This is a genomic window from Oceanobacillus alkalisoli, assembly GCF_022213125.1.
Classification (GTDB): Bacteria; Bacillota; Bacilli; order Bacillales; family Amphibacillaceae; genus Oceanobacillus; species Oceanobacillus alkalisoli.
In genome coordinates this window covers 192418-206795 of record NZ_JAKNRA010000004.1, presented here as the reverse complement: position 1 = coordinate 206795, position 14378 = coordinate 192418, and the positions used below count along the sequence as shown (strand labels likewise).

The following is a 14378-nucleotide window of genomic DNA, read 5'->3' as shown; positions in this document are numbered from 1 at the left end:
TGGCGTTCTTTATAAATAAGGATGCTAACTCCCCGTTTTTTTGGCTTTATAAAACAATAGAAACCCCAACCAGAGGAAAATGATCGTAACGAATGGCCCAATACTCGTAAGTTGTTGGAATGCATTCGCAAAGAAGGAATCTGCGGGCTGTGTTGCTACAGGTAGTTCACTGCCGGTTATTCCGTGATTCAAATAAAGTGGCTTGTAAAGTATAACAGTCAAGATGCTTGCAATGATTCCGTGTAAAACTCGGGCAAAAAAATAGGGGAAGAAGCGGATATCCGTTTTAGCAAGTATACTTGCCACCTGAGCTTGTATAGAAAAACCGTTAAAACCGAGAATGAAGCTGACAAGAATTACTTTCGGAAGTAAAGAATCCGTTGAAATATCTGATATCAATGTTGCTCCAAGTGTAATTTCAAAAAGCCCGGAGAAGAAGGGAACACCAAGCGAAATAGGAATCCCAAGCAGGAAGAATATTCCTTCGAACAGTTTGCTGAAAAGCACGGTAAAATGTACAAGGTGAAGCAGTTGAACGATAACGGAAAATAAAATAATAAACCCACCGACCATGACAAGGGTTTTAATGGATTGTAAGACTGCGTCTCCGAGTATTTCACCTAATGGCCTTGGATCTTTACTGCGTGTCGCATGCATTTGTTTCAATGCTTGAATTAAGATAGATCCATTTTTTGTTTTTGCTTGATATTCCACTGATTTTTCTTCTCGAATCTTATAAAAACGCATGAATACCCCGACAATCATATTACTGCCATAGTGAACTGCCGCAAGCAATAAACCAAGTGCTGCATTATGAAATAGACCGACAGAGATCGCACCGAAAATAAATAATGGGCTTGAATTGTTTGTAAAGGATACGAGTCTTTCCGCTTCAATTTGTGTTAATTGTTTTTCTTCACGCAGTCTCGCTGCTATTTTTGCACCAGTTGGATATCCACTCGCCATTCCCATCATCCAACCGAAACTTCCAGCACCTGGTACATTAAAGAGAGGGCGCATAATTGGTTCAAATAAAACGCCGAGAAATTTAACGACTCCAAAAGCCAGTAATAATTCTGCCGTAATAAAAAATGGCAGAAGAGAAGGGAAAACTACTTCCCCCCACATTTTCAATCCACGTAAGCTAGCAGCCAGCGCTTCATCAGGGAAATAAATAAGTAATATTGTTAAACAAATCGTTACTGCAGCTAATCCGATTGTTTTCAGAAATGGATTCAAATTGAAAGCCCCCTATTTTCTGTACAACTAATTTTAGAAGGTGTAAAATATAAACACTAGAATAATTGCTCGTATTACGTACAAGCTATACATTCTCTATCAATATACGCAGCTTAGGACTTTGAATATGACTGCAACTTTAAGAATATAGTTAGTCGAAAGGAAGGTGTCGGCTGGAAGATGAGGTTCTCAAAGAAAAAAATACTTATTTATTTAATTTTCTTCATTGGTTTATATTTTTTTGCTACATATCAGTTACCATTCTATATTCAAAAACCAGGGAATACAGAAGCTTTAAACCCAATTGTAGAAGTAGCTGACGGATATACGAGTGACGGGGAGATGTACTTAGTGACAGTTAGCGGGCTGCAGGCTACACCACTTCATTACCTCCTAGCTAAAGTTCTTCCACATAACGAGATTAAACCTCTCCATGAAGTAATACCTGAAGGGATAACGACGGATGATTATATGCATGCCCAGCTTCAAGTAATGGAAAGTTCCCAAGAAGCTTCTCTTGTAGTGGCTTATGAGGCCGCGGAGCAGGACATTACGATTGATTATGCCGGTGTATATGTCGTTAGCGTTGTTGAAGATATGCCATCCATTGGAAAGCTGGAGATGGGAGACTTGATTACTCAGATTGATGGGGTCGAGATTACCGAATCAACAGACCTGATCAATTATGTCGAAGAAAAAGCTGCGGGAGACAGGATTACAGTTAATTTCCAGAGAGAAGGAGAGCAGTTAACGGAAGAAATAACATTGGATCATTTTCCCGATGATGATACACGGGTAGGCATGGGAATTAGTTTAGTAACCGATCGGGAAGTAACCGTTGACCCGGAAGTTAACTTCTCCAGCGGCCAAATTGGTGGTCCGAGTGCTGGTTTAATGTTTGCTTTAGAAATATATGATCAATTAACCGAGGAAGACGTTACGAAAGGGTATGAGGTTGCCGGTACAGGAGAAATTGATTATGAAGGAAATGTATATCGGATTGGCGGAATAGACAAAAAGGTTGTTTCTGCTGATAGAGAAGGGATTGATATTTTCTTCGCTCCAAATGAGGATGGGAGAGAAGATTCTAACTATGTTGTTGCTAAAGAAAAGGCAGAAGAAATCGGGACAGAGATGGAAATTGTACCAGTGGACACCTTTCAAGACGCATTAGAGTATTTAGAATCAATTCCAGAAAAATAATAAAGCTTGCGAACAGGTTGGTTGTCGTAACATTACCTGTCGCAAGCTTTTTTAGCCATCAATTCGAATTGGCCCATCTAGCTCTTGTTTAAATAATTTTTTTCTTGTGGCGGGTTTAAGGATGCTGTAGTAGGAAAGGCTTGCTTTTTCTTCCAATTGCATGAGAGGATCCATGTTTTTACGATAGCCCGATAAAATAGGAATTTCGATTGCCTTTTTCACATGGTTTAAATATTTTTGTCCCTGCTCGGTCATTCCAAGCATCCGGATATATGGCAGTTCTCGTTCTTCACTCAAAAATGGTTCCAGCTCATATTTTTTCGTATTTGTCAGTAGATGTGTGAAAAGACGCTGGATTCTCGTCCATGTATAGCGTTTGGTCTTGATCAGGTTTAGCCACTCCTCCATATTTTCTGCTTGTTTAGCAGTGCTTTTCAAGCGATATTCAAGCCCTTCTGTTACCCCGTGTATTTGGCGGAGCTCTTGCAGTGTCATCGTTTGGACCCGGTAATTTACAAATTGAAAATAAAGTTCCCAGTCATGCCAAAGGGAAGCGGTTTGTCTATATTGTTTAAGCTCTTTAGCTGTAATAAGTGGAAGTGCTGCACGTGCTTCCGCTGTCAGCTTCTGTTGCTCGATAATTTCTTTCCGAATACTCGTTGCACTGGCAATCGAATCCGTAATTTCCGGATCATGGTAATGATTATTCACTCGTTTGATTGTATGTATATTCATAGGCAAATTCTGTTCGAGAATTGTTTTTACATACCCCATACCGAGAATATTATTCGGCTGGGAAAGATCGAGTTCGTTATTTACAAGTCCAATTGCAGCAGATGCATGCATACTTGCTTCCGGGTAAGACAGGCCTTGTTGTAATCGTTCTTTTAATTCCTTTTCGTATTCATCTTTCCGTTCCTTCTGTACGAGATTAGCCGCTATAAACGGTCTCGCATTACCGGCTTCACTCCCGAAACAAATACTGGAAGCACCGATTGCATGCAGCACATGCACAGCCCCTCTCGCAAAATAATCACTATTTTGCACGGCATATGCATATGGTAATTCTAATACGATGTCGACACCAGAAAATAGGGCAGCTCTTGCTCGATGGAATTTATCGATAATTGCCGGCTCTCCTCGCTGCAGGAAATCACCGCTCATTACCGCAATTACAGTTTCGGCATGTGATACTTCTTTTGCTTTTTGGACATGATAGGCATGACCATTGTGAAAGGGATTATATTCAACAACAACACCACAAGCTTTCATTTATTTCAACTCCCAGCTTTAATGTGCTATCATTGTAACAAATAAAGGGAGAAAATTTCAGCTAATAAATCATTGGAAAACTTTTATTTATTTGCTGTAAAGAAAAGATGTTGACAAAACATCATTTTTCTTTTAAAATAACTCTTGTTGCCTAGAGGTGATGAACATGAAAATTTCTGTCTCACAGATTCAAAGGGAGAACTTTAAGGGACCTTTTGAAGTGGAAGAAACAGTTGATGTTTCAGAATTGGAAACGATGAACAATGATATCCGCCGAATCGGACCAGCGCAGGTAAAAGTTTTGTTTACAATGGATCAGAGTGAAGAAATATTTGCCTCTATGACCATTAAAGGTGAGATGATTTTACCATGTGCAAGGACACTTGTTGATGTACATTATCCGTATGAAATTACAGCTGATGAAGTATTTTCCACTTCCCCATATGTAACCGAAGAGGATTTAGAGAATGAAATCCATCCGGTTGAAGGAGAAGTGCTTGACTTAAAGCCGTATATCATGGAAAATATACTGTTGGGTATACCGTTTCGGGTGTTCTCGGAAGAATCCAATCCAGAGGGCGCAGCACCTAAAGAAGGTGACGGCTGGAGTTTTGTTCAAGAAGAAGAACCAAAGGAAGAAACCATTGATCCACGTTTAAAAAAATTGGCGTCTTTACTTGAAAATAAAGATAAGAAAATGAATAGTGAATAACGTTCTTTTCATTTGAAGGAGGTGTAGGTCATGGCAGTACCTAAGCGTAAAACATCTAAAAAAGTAAAAAACCAACGTCGTACTCATAAAAAACTACATGTACCTGGCATGGTAGAGTGTTCAAATTGTGGAGAATTAACGAAGCCACACCACGTATGTAAAGCATGTGGACATTATGATGGAAGAGAAGTTGTCAGCAACTAATCGGGGAGACAACAGCGAGGAGCAGATCACAATTTAGTGGTCTGTTTTTTTTATTGTCATCTTGTATAATAAAGAGAAAGTTCAATCGGTGGGGGGGCTTCATCCCTGACTGATTGTTAGTGGAACGCATCTTGGGTGTTAGCTCACGTTTCCTACCTACACTTTCTCGGAGATCCTAAAGTTTTGAGGTGGGAGTTTTACGGACGGTTACACCGGGATAAATGGGAGATTAAAAGAAATGGTGTAAAGGGGAGATAGATTTTGGGAGAAGTAGTTAACTATGAAAAGAAAATCGAGGGGTATGGAATTATTCGCTTGAACAGACCAGAGAAACAAAATGCAATTTCTTTACATATGGGTGATCAGTTACAAGCTAAACTGGCTGCAGCAGAAGCGGATGACTTGAATTTTTTATTGCTTACTGGTGTAGAAAATCGAATGTTCTCTGCTGGTGGGGATTTAAATGAATTGCACGGTGAATTATCAACTAATGAAGCATTTGCTAAACTAAAAACGATGATGGAAGTACTTCAAAAAATAGTTAATTTTCCAGTGCCGGTAATTGCATTGTTGAATGGAGACGCTTTAGGGGGTGGATGTGAACTTGCGACTGCCTGTGATATCCGAATTGCTAAGGCGAATACGAAATTCGGCTTTATTCAAACGACGATTGGAATCCTGCCTGGTTGGGGCGGGGGAGCATTACTTTATAAAAAAGTGCAACCTGATTTTGCGCTGGACTGGATTGCAACAGGAGCTGTATTAACTGCACATGAACTGAAGGAAAAAGGCTGGCTCCATGATATAATCGATTCGGCCGATTGGAAAGCTAGAAGGTATTTAGAGAAGTATATAGCTCGATCAGTAGAACAGATGCGTCTATTAAAGGAACAATTTAAAGTTAATATGCATGTTGCTGAACTACCTAGCCTTATGAAAGTAGAAGTGAAAAACGCAGCTAGTCTATGGGAATCCGAAACTCACAAACAGGCAATTGAAAACTTTTCTAAAAAGAAATAGCTAAACATGATTCTATCAATCCTCGTTTCCGCATACATTGATAGCAAAGTAGTGGAGGAGGATAGCCATGAAAGAAACTAGACAGGATGCATGGACGAAAGAAGAAGATGTATTATTAGCGGAAACTGTCCTGCAATATATTAAGAATGGTAATACCCAGCTGGAAGCGTTTAAAGAAGTAGCCGCTAAGCTTGTAAGAACACCAGCGGCCTGTGGCTTTCGCTGGAATGCGACAATTCGGAAACAGTATGAATCTGCTATTCGTCAAGCAAAAGAAGAGAGGAAGAAGGTGAGCAGCCAAGCATTACGTGCGCTCCAGGCTGGTGAAGAGGTTCTTGAAAGGAATGCAATTGAGTCTGCCATTCAACTCCTGGAACAATTGAAAAGTAAAAATCCTGAATCCGAAAATAATGAACAAGTACAATTGATTGAAAGACTTAAACAAGAAAATGAACAATTGAATCAACAACTTGAACGATATAAAAATGCCTGGAATGAAATGGAGAAGTTATGGAATTGGGTGGATGGAAATATGGAAAGCAATCCGGATGTCTAAAAAAACCACGTGAAGTTCATTTGCTAACTTCACGTGGTAATTTTTATTCTGTCTCTTGACTATGTTGTGCCTCTTTCTCCTGGACACCTTGAGGCAGCCAAATTAGTGGATTTTCCCCGAGGTCCCGTTCCAAATCATATTGTGCTTTTTGAAAGCTCATTTTCTCCCAGAATCCTTGTGAATTGATCCGCGGACTCGTTTTAATTGGCAAATTAAAGCTTTTTGCATAGTCCACCATTAATTTGCCGTATCCGTGGCCTTGATAGTCTGGCAATACTTCCAGTTTCCAAAGCGCTAAATAATCCTGTGGCGGGTCAAAATAGTTATCATATTTTTCCTTGATTCTGTATAAACTCATTCTGGCTATTAAGTTCTCTCCGATATAAATTCCATAAAAAGGTGATTCACTATTGTTTTCAATAAAGTTGTTCTGTAAATCCTCGAGCATAGAGAGCTCCTGGTTGCCATATTCCTTGAATCGCTTAAATTTCTCAAGAGTTTTGTAGTTGATTAATAAATTTTCGACCTTCACTTTGTTCATGCTTACATCCCCCTTTGTTTATCTTAACCATTCATTCATTCATGAAACGTTAGATTGCAATAGTATATTGAATGTATTCACTGTCTTTATAATTATACATCAATTAATAGTTTTTTTAAATCTTGAGGTTGTGTAACATTCTTAATTCGAATATAGTAGAATCAAAATAGTGCAATCAAAAATACACAATCCTACACACATTCATACAGCGCGAGTGATTTGGCCCTTTCACTCATTCAGAGCTTCAATCGCCGTTCAGTTGCCCGGGGGACTGATGCTTTCCACGGCCTCAGCCTCGACGCAAAGGACGTGCTAATGCAGACGTTGCCGCAGGACGTGGCGTTCTTAGTCTGCCTCGGAAGAAAACCGCTTCCTGCTCAGGTCTGGACACGTACTTTTCCCGTAGGAGTCACCATCCCCCGGGCAACTGAACTGGTTAGATGGTTATTTTAAATAGAAATTATTCGGCCACGATAAGGAGTATACTTTTTTAGAACATTAAACAGTGATTCCAATTTGGCTTTTCCTGGTAGCAGTCCAGACACCTCGAGACTCCTGCGGAAGGCCGGCAAAGAACGGTCACGTCCTGTGACCAACGCCGGCATTAGAACTTCCTGTTCGGAGGTAAGCCTGGCGAGACCCCTTAGTGCTCAGCGCGAGGAGGCTTGCCGGCCGCTCAGCAGATGTGAGAGGTGTCTGGACTGCGGACCTCCAGTAGAAAGTTTCGGAGTTTGGCACACTTACGCTGTATGAAAGTAATTCACTGTTTTGAGTGGTGGAACTGGATTATATATTGAAAAATTACATAAGGAGTAACTTCGGAATGCTAGATATTATCGTTTATGTCCTATCTTTTTTTATTACAATCCCGCTGCTTGCAAGCTTTCTTGTTTATATTATTAGTATGATCCGGGAGCGGAACAAGTTAAAGGCGTTTCATTCTGCAGTGAATTGGACGACTATTTTATATATTATCGCAGTAACAATTATGCTCGGAATTATATTTGATCGGAGCTTTGTTGGGGTTGTCTTGATTTTCCTGCTCATTTCTTTATCATTAATCATATTTATCCAGTGGAGAACGGGACGGGATGTCCAATTCAAAAAAGCCGCTAAATTATTATGGAGAATTTCATTTTTGTTATTCTTTATTCTTTACGGCTGCTTAATGATTGCAGGAATCATTAAATATTTGGCAACGTAAACAAGAAACATGAAATTACTGTCAGAATTAGATACAATACAACTTGGACTTATTCATAGAGTGAAACTTCATTGGGGGCTATCTCCGCTGAATATAAATTGAACAGAATCAGGGATATACGGACTGTTTAGCCTTCATCTTTATACTTTGGGCTTTTCTCCTGTCTAAGGGTGGAGGTATTGCAGACCGTTAATGCGTGATAAAGGAGTAGAATCAGATGCGAATCGACGCGGTAAATATACGAAATCAAGGTCAGTTGATCACTGATTATAGAAACAATAGATCGGTTATGCAATTTTTTGATTATCATCCTTTTGAAGCAATGGATGAAAGGATGAATGAGTTAAGAAATCGAACATTCAAACGCGAAGAATTGGCGACGATTCTTGCAGAGCGGAACACGGCCTGGGGCGCAGGAGAAACAACGTTAAAAGCCATCGAACAGCTGCGGAACCCGGAAAGTGTTGTCGTTGTGGGAGGGCAGCAAGCTGGTCTGCTTACAGGTCCGCTCTATACAATTAATAAAATAATCTCTATCCTGCATTTTGCAAGAGAACAGGAAAAGAGTTTAAACGTACCTGTATTACCGGTTTTCTGGATAGCTGGAGAAGATCATGATTACGAGGAAGTCAATCATGTGTTTTTCCCTGAAGGAACAGAACTGAACAAGTATCCACTCAAGCAATCCCATTATAAAAAACTTCCTGTCACAGAAATTACACTCGATCAGGAACTTGCTGGAAAATGGGTCGATGAACTTTTTTCTAAACTTCCGGAAACAATACATACGAAAGATATTTATAAAATGGTGACGGACACGCTGCGGGAATCTGTAAGTTTCACTGATTTCTTTGCCAGGATCATTCATAAGCTTTTTCAAGAAGAAGGTATTATCTTGATAGATGCAGCAGACAAACGCATCCGAAATATTGAGCAGGATTATTTTGTCCGCATGATTGAGAATCAGCCAAAAATCAGTCAAGGTGTTTGTGAGGTTGCAAAGGAACTGGAAGAGCAAGGCTACACAGCTGCACTTGAACTAGAACCAGCAGATGGTCATCTATTCTATCATTTAGATGGAGAACGAATTTTACTAAGCCGGACAGAACAAGGCACATGGAAAGGTAAGCAAGATGAAATCGAGCTGACGACAGAGGAGTTACTGAGTCTTGCAGAAACAAATCCAGAGAAGCTTAGTAATAATGTTGTTACGCGGCCGGTGATGCAAGAACTCCTCTTGCCCACACTTGCATTTATTGGTGGACCAGGAGAAATTAGTTACTGGGCCCTGCTTAAGCCAGCATTCCGTGCATTGGATTTGAAAATGCCTCCTGTATTGCCTAGACTTTCATTTACCTATCTTCCTGAAACAATCAATAAAGCCTTATATGCCACAGATTTAACTGTCGAGGAAGCAGTTAACGAGGGAAGCACGGCGAAAAGGGAACAATGGCTGTTAACGAAACAAGAGCCGCCAATTGATGATTTAGCCAAGAATTTGCAGAATACAATTGCAGAAGCCCATAAACCGCTTCGAAAGACGGCAGAATCAATCCGAGATGATGTTGGGGCACTTGCAGAGAAAAATCTTCATTACGTACAAAGAGAAATTGAGTTTCTAAAGCGCCGTATGAAACTTGCTTTGGAAGAGAAGTATGCGAAAGACCTTGCACAATTTGATGAGATTCAATTATTGACACATCCGGAAGAAGGGTTGCAAGAACGGATGTGGAATGTTTTCCCGTTTTTAAATGAATATGGTGTATCGTTTATCTCGGAAGTAACCCGTTCTTCCTTTTCTTTCCAAAACTCACACTATGTTGTTTATTTATAATACCCATTGGGATCATTTACCACCACTTTCCACCACTTTTGAAAAAGAGAAGAGAAAAGCTGTTAAACATTGATATAACAGCTTTTCTCTTTTTTTATTTCCCTAATTATTTTTAGCTTAAGCGAAAAAGTTAAAAATTAACGAAAAAGAAGTGGAGGATAGTGGAGGGTTGTGGTAATATAATATTACGAAAGTGGGGAGAAGAATATGTTCATGGGGGAATACAAGCATAACGTTGATACGAAGGGCAGAATGATTGTACCCGCCAAGTTTCGTGAAGAACTCGGGGATACTTTTGTTGTGACCCGCGGTCTTGATAAATGCTTGTTCGCTTACCCGATGAACGAATGGAAGATTATTGAAGAGAAATTAAAACAACTCCCCCTAACAAAAAAAGATGCCAGAGCCTTTACCCGCTTCTTCTTTTCTGGTGCAGTTGAATGCGAAGTGGATAAACAGGGAAGAATAAATATTCCATCCACATTGAGAACATATGCCGCATTGGAAAAAGAATGTGTTGTCATTGGGGTCTCTGAACGAGTGGAGATTTGGTCTGGTGATAAATGGGAAGAATACGTGGAAGAATCGGAGGAATCCTTCTCTGAGATTGCTGAAAATCTACTGGATTTTGATATTTAAAACAAAAGCGCAAGCGACCGTTTAGCGACGTACGGACTGGACAGTGGGAGATATAGGAAGCATGCCTCTTTAGGGGTAGACGTGAGTTGGGTCTTGGCCTGTACTTAGTCGGCCCTCCTTTAGATTTGAGCTGATGTTGACTTTCACCGCAAGGGTATAAGTGCGACTAAGCCTCATGTCTTAGCCAATTGGCAACTCTTCTTTATCCCACGGATGTTCAGGAAGTCCGCTAGTCGCTGGGCGCTGGAGCTAGACGCTGATAGAAGTAATTGAAGCAGGTGATCGCTTGTTTGAACATTATAGTGTATTGAAACAGGAAACAATTAAAGGCTTGAATATTAAGGCAAATGGTACATACGTAGACTGTACAGTTGGTGGCGGAGGCCACTCAGAAGAAATAGCATCAAGATTGAACAAAGATGGGCTCCTTATCGCTTTTGATCAGGACCTTGATGCACTAGAAGCAGCAAAAAAAAGATTAGCACCATACGAGGATCGGATTCGCTTTATTCATGCAAATTTCCGCGAAATCAGTAAGGAATTAGAAAAGCTTGATAGAGAACGAATCGATGGTATTTTATTTGATCTCGGTGTTTCATCCCCACAGTTAGACCGTGGGGAAAGAGGGTTCAGTTATCATCAGGATGCGGAACTCGATATGAGGATGAATCAAGAGAGTGAACTGACAGCCAAGGAAATCGTAAACGAGTGGCCTTATGAAAAGTTAGTCGGCATCTTTTTCCAATATGGTGAAGAGAAGTTTTCTAAACAAATCGCAAGAAAAATTGAAGACTACCGCAAGACCTTTGTGATTGAGACAACCTCTGAACTTGTAGAAATCATTAAAGAAGCAATTCCTGCCCCCGCAAGAAGAAAAGGGGGACACCCTGCAAAGCGGATATTCCAAGCATTACGAATTGCAGTAAATGATGAGTTGGTTGCTTTTAATGATGCACTCCATCAGGCAGCAGAACTCGTAAGCATCGACGGAAGAGTTGTTGTCATTACCTTCCATTCTCTGGAGGACCGTTTATGCAAACAGGCATTCAAAAAATGGAGCACAGCGAAAGAAACACCACGGAATTTACCAATTATACCGAAAGAACATGAAGCGCCGTTTCGGTTGATTACAAGAAAACCAATTGTAGCGAGGGAAAGTGAACTTGAAGAAAATCGCAGATCACGTTCCGCTAAATTAAGAATCGTAGAGAAAATAAAAAAATGGGATAAAGCATTTGTATACGAGGAAGGGTGGAGAAAATAATGAGTGCAAATCAAGCGAGGAGCTGGAACACGAATCCGTCTCCTAATCCAAATCGTGAACCGAAAAAAGTAGCCGTTAAAGTTAAAAAGCAAGGTTGGATTACGAAGGGAGAAAAAGTCATTTATTCGATGATTGCAGCTGGCTTAATCATCGCCGGTGTATTTATGGTTTCTTTATCTTCTCAGACTGACGCTTTAAATCGGGAAATGCAAGAGCTTGAAAAATCCGTCCAGCAACAACAAATCGCAAATGAAGGTCTTGCTTTCGAAGTGAAAGAACTATCCCGTCCAGAACGTATTATCTCGATTGCTGAGTCACATGGGTTAACCATTCAAAATGCTGAGGTAAAACAAGCGCAAGCAGTAGAACAGGAGTAAGAGGTTATCGTATGAGGAAAAACAAGACGACACATATGATGGCGGGAATACTGATTATATTTTTTGTGGCGATTTTTATCGTTCTAACGGGCAGGTTTATTTATATCCAGGCGACTGGAGAAGTAAATAATATCTCACTAGAAGAATGGGCGGATCAAAAACGGACTGCTTCTTATACACTTCCAGCAGAACGAGGGAAAATCCTCGATAAAAACGGTATGATTCTCGCCTATGACCGGCCGACATACCGTGTATTCGCTGTTCTTGATGAAGCATACTCGGAAAACCCAGAAAAACCACGGCATGTCGTGGATGTGGACAAGACTTCTGAAGCTCTTGCTCCAATCTTGGAGGTGGATGCTAGTATGATCCGCGATTCCTTACAAGCAGGACTTGATGCAGACCCGCCACGATTTCAAGTGGAATTTGGTAATGCTGGAAGACAACTTAGCCAAAACAAAAAAGAAGAAATCGAGGAACTTAAATTACCAGGAATATACTTTGACGAGGAAGCGATGCGCTTTTATCCTAACGGTATGTTCGCATCCCACATCATTGGATTTGCTAGAGAATCAGAATTCGAGGATGAGGACGGGGAGATAAGGTCTGAAATTGCAGGCGTTACCGGTATGGAAAAGCAAATGGATGAGCTGCTCCGAGGTGAGAGTGGCTATATCTCCTATCAACGAGACTTGTATAATTCGAAACTACTAAACCCAAATGAAGTTATTAAAGAGCCGGAAGACGGAAACGATGTATACTTAACGCTTGATCAAAAAATCCAAACATTGGTTGATGAGGCAATGTCTACTGTAGAGAGTTCTTATAGCCCGGAGCGGATGACTGCCGTCGTCATGCATGCGAAAACCGGCGAAGTCCTTGCGATGAGCAGCCGACCAAGTTATAACCCGAATAATCCGGCAGATGTACAGAATTGGTATAATGACGTTATTTCGACACCAATTGAACCAGGCTCAACCGTGAAGATGTTCACGTGGGCTGCTGCCATTGAAGAGGGCGTCTATAACGGGGATGAAAAATACCTATCCGGAACATATAATGTAAACGAGAAAATCATCCCCATTCGAGATGTGAACGAAGGAAAGGGTTGGGGAACCATTTCGTTTGATGAAGGATTTGAACGTTCTTCAAACGTTGCGGCTTCGAAGCTCGTTTGGGAGAAGCTTGGCACGGAAAAGTTTTTAGAATATCTGCATGCATTTGATATTGATAAACCGACAGATATCGACTTACCAGGAGAAATAACAGGCGAGATTTTATATAATTGGCCGCGTGAAAAACTGACAACCTCCTTCGGGCAAGGTAGTACAGTGACGCCAATCCAAATGATGAAAGCAGCAACAGCGATTGCAAATGACGGCAAAATGTTAAAACCGTATGTCATCAATAAAATTGTGGATCCCGCAACATCCGAAGTAATTGACGGGAATGAACCGGAAGTTACATCAGAACCAATATCGCCTGAAACTGCCGAACAGGTGCGTGGATTATTACAGCGTGCTGTTGAAGGGGAGAATGGTACAGGGAAACAATTCCGTCTGGAAGACTACACTATAGGCGGGAAAACCGGGACAGCTCAAATCCCTAATCCGGATGGGGGCGGTTATTTAAGTGGCAGGGAAAATATGATTTTTTCGTTTTTAGGAATGGCTCCGATTGAAGACCCGGAATTAGTCATGTTTGTCTCTGTTCAGCAGCCAGATCTTGAGGCTGGTGAATATGGATCCCAACCCGTTTCCTTTATCGTAAAAAATGTTATGGAAAATGGTTTACATTACCTGAATATTGATCCGGACGGTGAAGATATAGAGGAAATTGAACGGGTTGAAATACCTGAACTGAATGGGAAAGATCCAGAACAATTAACCACTCAACTTGAAGAAAAAGGGTTTAACGTAACGACGGTTGGTAGTGGAACAAAGGTCACGAAAGCGAATGTGACAGCAGGAGAAAAAACCTTGCCAACAAAACATATTATCTTAATTACAGATGAACCGGCTATGCCAGACATCATGGGCTGGTCGAAACGTCAAGTTGTCGAGTTGGCAGACATGATGGATTTACAACTTGAAAGCTTTGGAAATGGGTATGTTGTGATGCAAAGCGTTGAACCAGGAACGGCGTTAAGCAAAGGAGCTTATCTTGGCATCGAGTTGTTACCACCTGGGGAAGAAAGGGAAGAAATTCCAGGTGACGAAGAGCAAGAGGAAACATCAGACGGAGAACAGGAAGAGCAAGTGGAACAAGAAGAAATAAACGAATAAAGACAAAGGAAAACAGTGTTCTATTCGT

The 14378-nt window shown here is 40.8% G+C and carries 14 protein-coding genes; 11 read left to right on the top strand and 3 right to left on the bottom strand.

The features are described from left to right. Positions 1–24: 24 nt before the first annotated feature. Positions 25–1239 (bottom strand): dipicolinic acid transporter SpoVV, encoded by a 1215-nt coding sequence (gene spoVV / locus L3V42_RS08290; protein ID WP_238471751.1) that lies wholly within the window; start codon positions 1237–1239, stop codon positions 25–27. Between the two features lie 180 nt (positions 1240–1419). On the opposite strand from spoVV, the gene L3V42_RS08285 reads away from it, so the two are divergent. Beyond that, positions 1420–2442, top strand: a complete 1023-nt coding sequence (locus L3V42_RS08285) for a SepM family pheromone-processing serine protease (RefSeq protein ID WP_235761663.1) — start codon at positions 1420–1422, stop codon at positions 2440–2442. A 51-nt stretch (positions 2443–2493) separates the two neighbouring features. Here L3V42_RS08285 and L3V42_RS08280 read toward each other — a convergent pair whose 3' ends face one another. Next, positions 2494–3714, bottom strand: coding sequence for a nucleotidyltransferase (locus tag L3V42_RS08280; RefSeq protein ID WP_235761662.1), 1221 nt, complete (start codon positions 3712–3714; stop codon positions 2494–2496). A 166-nt stretch (positions 3715–3880) separates the two neighbouring features. Between L3V42_RS08280 and L3V42_RS08275 the strand changes: the two genes are divergently transcribed. From L3V42_RS08275 to L3V42_RS08260, 4 genes are all read left to right on the top strand, one after another. Next, entirely contained in the window at positions 3881–4426 is a 546-nt protein-coding gene (locus L3V42_RS08275; RefSeq protein WP_238471750.1) for a YceD family protein, read from the top strand. A 30-nt stretch (positions 4427–4456) separates the two neighbouring features. Further along, the gene (gene rpmF / locus L3V42_RS08270; RefSeq protein ID WP_188855635.1) at positions 4457–4630 is read left to right on the top strand and encodes a 50S ribosomal protein L32; all 174 of its coding nucleotides are present in this window, start codon (positions 4457–4459) and stop codon (positions 4628–4630) included. A 261-nt stretch (positions 4631–4891) separates the two neighbouring features. Beyond that, positions 4892–5650 carry an enoyl-CoA hydratase/isomerase family protein gene (locus L3V42_RS08265; protein WP_235761660.1) on the top strand — a complete coding sequence of 253 codons (759 nt, stop codon included), beginning with the start codon at positions 4892–4894 and terminating at the stop codon, positions 5648–5650. Between the two features lie 67 nt (positions 5651–5717). Further along, a complete protein-coding gene (locus L3V42_RS08260) occupies positions 5718–6206 on the top strand; it encodes an RsfA family transcriptional regulator (RefSeq protein WP_238471749.1) in 489 nt (162 codons plus the stop codon). 43 nt (positions 6207–6249) lie between these two features. Here the strand turns inward: L3V42_RS08260 and L3V42_RS08255 are convergent, their stop codons facing one another. Next, the gene (locus L3V42_RS08255) at positions 6250–6747 is read right to left on the bottom strand and encodes an N-acetyltransferase (protein WP_235761658.1); all 498 of its coding nucleotides are present in this window, start codon (positions 6745–6747) and stop codon (positions 6250–6252) included. Positions 6748–7570: 823 nt separating this feature from the next. Between L3V42_RS08255 and L3V42_RS08250 the strand changes: the two genes are divergently transcribed. The 6 genes from L3V42_RS08250 to L3V42_RS08225 all read left to right on the top strand — a co-directional run bounded on the left by L3V42_RS08250 (position 7571) and on the right by L3V42_RS08225 (position 14350). After that, positions 7571–7951, top strand: a complete 381-nt coding sequence (locus tag L3V42_RS08250; protein WP_238471748.1) for a DUF3397 domain-containing protein — start codon at positions 7571–7573, stop codon at positions 7949–7951. A gap of 217 nt (positions 7952–8168) precedes the next feature. After that, the gene (bshC, locus tag L3V42_RS08245; RefSeq protein ID WP_238471747.1) at positions 8169–9785 is read left to right on the top strand and encodes a bacillithiol biosynthesis cysteine-adding enzyme BshC; all 1617 of its coding nucleotides are present in this window, start codon (positions 8169–8171) and stop codon (positions 9783–9785) included. A gap of 207 nt (positions 9786–9992) precedes the next feature. After that, positions 9993–10424, top strand: coding sequence for a division/cell wall cluster transcriptional repressor MraZ (gene mraZ / locus L3V42_RS08240; protein WP_235761655.1), 432 nt, complete (start codon positions 9993–9995; stop codon positions 10422–10424). A 286-nt stretch (positions 10425–10710) separates the two neighbouring features. After that, positions 10711–11688 (top strand): 16S rRNA (cytosine(1402)-N(4))-methyltransferase RsmH, encoded by a 978-nt coding sequence (gene rsmH, locus L3V42_RS08235; RefSeq protein WP_238471746.1) that lies wholly within the window; start codon positions 10711–10713, stop codon positions 11686–11688. Beyond that, the gene (gene ftsL, locus L3V42_RS08230) at positions 11688–12065 is read left to right on the top strand and encodes a cell division protein FtsL (RefSeq protein WP_235761653.1); all 378 of its coding nucleotides are present in this window, start codon (positions 11688–11690) and stop codon (positions 12063–12065) included. Before rsmH ends, ftsL begins: the two co-directional genes overlap by 1 nt. Positions 12066–12076: 11 nt before the next feature. Further along, entirely contained in the window at positions 12077–14350 is a 2274-nt protein-coding gene (locus L3V42_RS08225; RefSeq protein WP_235761652.1) for a penicillin-binding protein, read from the top strand. The last annotated feature ends 28 nt before the right edge of the window (positions 14351–14378 follow it).

What these genes read in the sequence shown, in the direction of transcription:
- L3V42_RS08285 (WP_235761663.1), top strand. Translation starts at nt 1,420, where the DNA reads ATGAGGTTCTCAAAGAAAAAAATACTTATTTATTTAATTTTCTTCATT.
- L3V42_RS08280 (WP_235761662.1), bottom strand. Translation starts at nt 3,714, where the DNA reads ATGAAAGCTTGTGGTGTTGTTGTTGAATATAATCCCTTTCACAATGGT.
- L3V42_RS08275 (WP_238471750.1), top strand. Translation starts at nt 3,881, where the DNA reads ATGAAAATTTCTGTCTCACAGATTCAAAGGGAGAACTTTAAGGGACCT.
- rpmF (WP_188855635.1), top strand. Translation starts at nt 4,457, where the DNA reads ATGGCAGTACCTAAGCGTAAAACATCTAAAAAAGTAAAAAACCAACGT.
- L3V42_RS08260 (WP_238471749.1), top strand. Translation starts at nt 5,718, where the DNA reads ATGAAAGAAACTAGACAGGATGCATGGACGAAAGAAGAAGATGTATTA.
- L3V42_RS08255 (WP_235761658.1), bottom strand. Translation starts at nt 6,747, where the DNA reads ATGAACAAAGTGAAGGTCGAAAATTTATTAATCAACTACAAAACTCTT.
- L3V42_RS08250 (WP_238471748.1), top strand. Translation starts at nt 7,571, where the DNA reads ATGCTAGATATTATCGTTTATGTCCTATCTTTTTTTATTACAATCCCG.
- bshC (WP_238471747.1), top strand. Translation starts at nt 8,169, where the DNA reads ATGCGAATCGACGCGGTAAATATACGAAATCAAGGTCAGTTGATCACT.
- mraZ (WP_235761655.1), top strand. Translation starts at nt 9,993, where the DNA reads ATGTTCATGGGGGAATACAAGCATAACGTTGATACGAAGGGCAGAATG.
- ftsL (WP_235761653.1), top strand. Translation starts at nt 11,688, where the DNA reads ATGAGTGCAAATCAAGCGAGGAGCTGGAACACGAATCCGTCTCCTAAT.
- L3V42_RS08225 (WP_235761652.1), top strand. Translation starts at nt 12,077, where the DNA reads ATGAGGAAAAACAAGACGACACATATGATGGCGGGAATACTGATTATA.